The following is a 3,384-nucleotide window of genomic DNA, read 5'->3' as shown; positions in this document are numbered from 1 at the left end:
GCAAAGCCGATCACCCGCTACAGCGCAACGAAAAGCGCGCGGGCACTCGGCTTTGCTATCTCCCGCCAGTTACACCATCTGCTGGGACACGATCCAGTTTTCTATATTCCATGAGCGAGAGTGATTGATCTCAATTACTTTCGATCGATTTCGGGCCAACGGAGCAGGCTCAACTACTCAGCGGTAGTCGGCTTGTCTCGGGGTGGAATCTCCGGCCAGCCCTACAGGACTAATATTTCTTCCAGTGCGCCTTGTCCGCCTTCTCTGCACGAAGTGCACGCGGTGGTACCTATGCGGGTCTATTGACCGCGCATGTCGCGACAGGCCCGCTGTCGAATAATCAGCGCTTGAAAAGCTGGCCACTCATTTCGTCATCGTCGATAATGACCTTCAAGTCGCCACTGCGGAATGTTGCGAAGGATCAAAACCTCTCGTTTGTACGAATAACTGTATTCACAGCCTATCGGTGGCCCGAAGAGCATCGCGGAAAAGAGTGGGTGGTAGCGCAAACCATGTGCCTCGAAGCGATGGAAGGTCTGCGAGACCCCGAGCAGGCGAGGGCGGCGTTTGTCGCAGCAGCTATCGCAGCAGAGATGCTGATGATCAAGGAAGAGTACATTCAGCAGCGGCCGGAAAGGAGTTCTGCGAAGAACAAGCGGGGGCAGCGGTCCGGAGATTCTATGAATGTCTGAGCGCTATCCAATCACCCAAGACGACACCATCCAGAAGCCTTTCTCGATCACGGCTATAGCGCCGACAACGAGCAGGAAGGCGAAGATCATGCCGGGGAGTTCGAAGCGGTTCACTCCGTTTCCTGCTGATCGATTGGTACGCGCCGCACCACACGCGGCTGACCGAATACTTCGATTATCTGCATTTTGCTTATATCTGCAATTTGCTTATAGTGCCATCACGTGAAGCAACGGGAGGCGCATATGAGAAATCCAGATGGCGGCAACGAGTTCTTGCTTATCGATGGTTTAGATGACCGCGTCATCAAACAATACCTACATGACTGGCGCAGTAAGAATCGCATCTCACAGTCGCAGGCTGCGCGACTGCTGCGTGTTCCGGTTTCCACCTATCAAGGTTGGGAGCAGGGGCGGCCGACGCCCTACGCCTACATCATCTACTTGGCGACCCAATCTTTGATGCCGGATCGGCGCTAGTGGCTTGCCGTAACCCAGCGGCCTCTCCGTAACCGGGGAGGCGGCTTTTGAGTAGTCATCGCTGGAGCCGGTTCCGACGCTCTAGAAGCAGCTCATGCGCGACCAATTGCTTACCTGCCGGACTGAGGCTGATTCCGTCTAGCACTTCCTCAGTGACGCCCGCCTCTTTGAATCTACGGATCCGATCGTTCGGGATATCAGCGGTCTCGTGCCGATAGAGATGCAAGAGGCAACTCCATTCTTCGTATGTGAAGTCTCTCCGAGCGATCATGCTAGTGTCCTCCTACCTAAAGACCAAGCGATAGCACAATTACGTCTTTGAAGGTGTGGAGAGCGAGAAATGACCGAAACCAAGATCCCGCAAATGATCTTCGCCCTGAGTGTCGCCCGCGAGATGGCGGAGCAGGAGGGCTAACCCGCCGACATGTTCTCTTCCTCATTGACCCGGTACTGAAGGAAGCGCAGGCCCTGATACTCTGGCAGCCAAGGCATAGGTTTCGGGCAAGGTGGTGGACTAAATCCTACCGATGCAAGCGGCCCGCAAGTTTCGGGGTGCGGGCCGCCGGTGCATCGAGCACTGGCGCCCTGGGGAGAGCGCCGAACGTAAAATGGGCCTCCTACTGCCCACGTCAATGTCGGGCAGGGTTCTCCTCACTCCTCGCCATCACATCGAGGATCATCTCGATCAGCTCAGCCACCGGCACATCATGCTTCACCGATCCAGAGCCATCTGGATGGAGGAACATGGCCTGCCATTCACCGTCGGTGAGGCGGAAGGCGAGGAGCGTGGTTGGTTCTTCGATCATGGGCTATCTCCTTTTTTCGGGATGACAGCATTCCGCCGCGGAACCTTCTACCCGCAAATCTGCGAGACTATGGCGCTGCTCGTTCTGTCGCTTACCGAACGAATTAGAAGAATCTTAAAAACGTGTCTTGACTGGCCGGAGTTGATGCTCACCTGATTCGGCCAGAGGTGACGGGCATGGCTGAATACATAGGTGAACACATCAGCATTAGAGACTGCATTGTCTGCGTCGAGAAGCGCAAGGGCATCACCATGCGCCGACATGCAACCCTTGCCGATCTGGCCTACAGCCTGCTTTGCCGGTGGCCGGATGAGCATCGAGGCAAGGAATGGGTTGTCGCTCAGACCATGTGCCTTGAAGCGATGGAAGGCGTGCGAGATCCAGAGCAAGCAAGGGCGGCATTCGTAGCCGCAGCGCTGGCGGCTGAGATGCTGATGGTCAAGGAAGAGTACATCCAAGTGCGGGGCGAGAAGCGCCCGAGGAAGGCGAAGGGCAGAGACCAGCCTTCGCCTCACTAGCCTCCAATCACCCAAGACGCCATCCAGAAGCCTTTCCCGATCACGGCAATAAGGCCGACAACGATGAGGAAGGCGAAAATAGTGCCAGGGATCTCGAAGCGGTTCACACCTTCTCCTGACACTTTAGGGCTGCATCTAGCATAAGCTCATAGCCCTCCTTCAAGCCTCCGCACACATGGCAGGCATAGCCGTAGTGGACTTCTTCGGGAGCCAGCATCTCGGGCGTTGGCTCGCGCATCGCTTCGATCGCAGCAACAGCCTTGACGCGGAACCCGCGCTTTTGGGTATCGTGAACGTCCGCCCACGGCATCTCGCGGCGAACGGCGTCAAACGGTTCCGCTTCGTAGATCGCCCGAGCAACCTTCTCGACCATATCCATCACATCACCTTCCGTGTAGAACCTTCAGCCTATCATAAGTCTCTTCCACCAACCGGGATGCTTCTCGGACATCAACCGCCCATCCATGGTGCGGCATGATCGTTCGCCTCTGCCAGGGAATGTGGTTTATCGCCCATATCCATTGGCCCTTCTTGGGGCTCGTGAGATCGAGGAAGATCCTCCCGAACTGTAGATCACCTTCCCATGCTGCAAAGTCTTGGTGGCTTTCGTCAAGCCACGTCTCTCGCCATTTGTGTTTGGGTTGATAGTCCACCCGGGCTGACCTGTTAGCTAGATTTTCGTTTGGACCTGGGCTTATCATCTCTTTTCCGAATGATGTCGGGTGTTTTGTTGATCTTCCCGGTGATTTCCACGCGCAGGCCGCATTGGTCGGCATTGACGCTATAGACCCTATCGCTGCGGATTCCGAGGCAATCCGCCCCCGCATTCCGAAATGATGCCGCCCCCCAATTCCGAGAATTAACCGCCCCCTTGTTCCGAGATGATGCCGC

At 56.1% G+C, this 3,384-nt stretch carries 5 protein-coding genes; 3 read left to right on the top strand and 2 right to left on the bottom strand.

Annotated elements, in window-relative coordinates:
* Positions 1-302: 302 nt before the first annotated feature.
* Positions 303-692, top strand: a complete 390-nt coding sequence (locus tag RHIBUN_RS0132845; RefSeq protein WP_156932804.1) for a DUF982 domain-containing protein — start codon at positions 303-305, stop codon at positions 690-692.
* Positions 693-935: 243 nt separating this feature from the next.
* Entirely contained in the window at positions 936-1,169 is a 234-nt protein-coding gene (locus RHIBUN_RS0132835; RefSeq protein WP_025662873.1) for a helix-turn-helix domain-containing protein, read from the top strand.
* A gap of 629 nt (positions 1,170-1,798) precedes the next feature.
* On the opposite strand, the gene RHIBUN_RS36700 is transcribed toward RHIBUN_RS0132835, so the two are convergent.
* On the bottom strand, positions 1,799-1,975 hold the full coding sequence (locus RHIBUN_RS36700; protein WP_156932803.1) for a hypothetical protein: 177 nt from the start codon (positions 1,973-1,975) through the stop codon (positions 1,799-1,801).
* Between the two features lie 176 nt (positions 1,976-2,151).
* On the opposite strand from RHIBUN_RS36700, the gene RHIBUN_RS0132820 reads away from it, so the two are divergent.
* Complete coding sequence (locus RHIBUN_RS0132820) at positions 2,152-2,493, top strand: DUF982 domain-containing protein (RefSeq protein ID WP_025662871.1); 342 nt, start codon at positions 2,152-2,154, stop codon at positions 2,491-2,493.
* 103 nt (positions 2,494-2,596) lie between these two features.
* On the opposite strand, the gene RHIBUN_RS0132810 is transcribed toward RHIBUN_RS0132820, so the two are convergent.
* On the bottom strand, positions 2,597-2,872 hold the full coding sequence (locus tag RHIBUN_RS0132810; RefSeq protein ID WP_025662870.1) for a hypothetical protein: 276 nt from the start codon (positions 2,870-2,872) through the stop codon (positions 2,597-2,599).
* Between the last annotated feature and the right edge of the window lie 512 nt (positions 2,873-3,384).

It is taken from the genome of Rhizobium sp. IBUN (assembly GCF_000510625.1).
GTDB classification, from domain to species: domain Bacteria; phylum Pseudomonadota; class Alphaproteobacteria; order Rhizobiales; family Rhizobiaceae; genus Rhizobium; species Rhizobium altiplani.
The sequence above is the reverse complement of the archived record's forward strand: the minus strand, read 5'-3'. Positions and strand labels throughout refer to the sequence as shown.

What these genes read in the sequence shown, in the direction of transcription:
- RHIBUN_RS0132835 (WP_025662873.1), top strand. Translation starts at nt 936, where the DNA reads ATGAGAAATCCAGATGGCGGCAACGAGTTCTTGCTTATCGATGGTTTA.
- RHIBUN_RS36700 (WP_156932803.1), bottom strand. Translation starts at nt 1,975, where the DNA reads ATGATCGAAGAACCAACCACGCTCCTCGCCTTCCGCCTCACCGACGGT.
- RHIBUN_RS0132820 (WP_025662871.1), top strand. Translation starts at nt 2,152, where the DNA reads ATGGCTGAATACATAGGTGAACACATCAGCATTAGAGACTGCATTGTC.
- RHIBUN_RS0132810 (WP_025662870.1), bottom strand. Translation starts at nt 2,872, where the DNA reads ATGGATATGGTCGAGAAGGTTGCTCGGGCGATCTACGAAGCGGAACCG.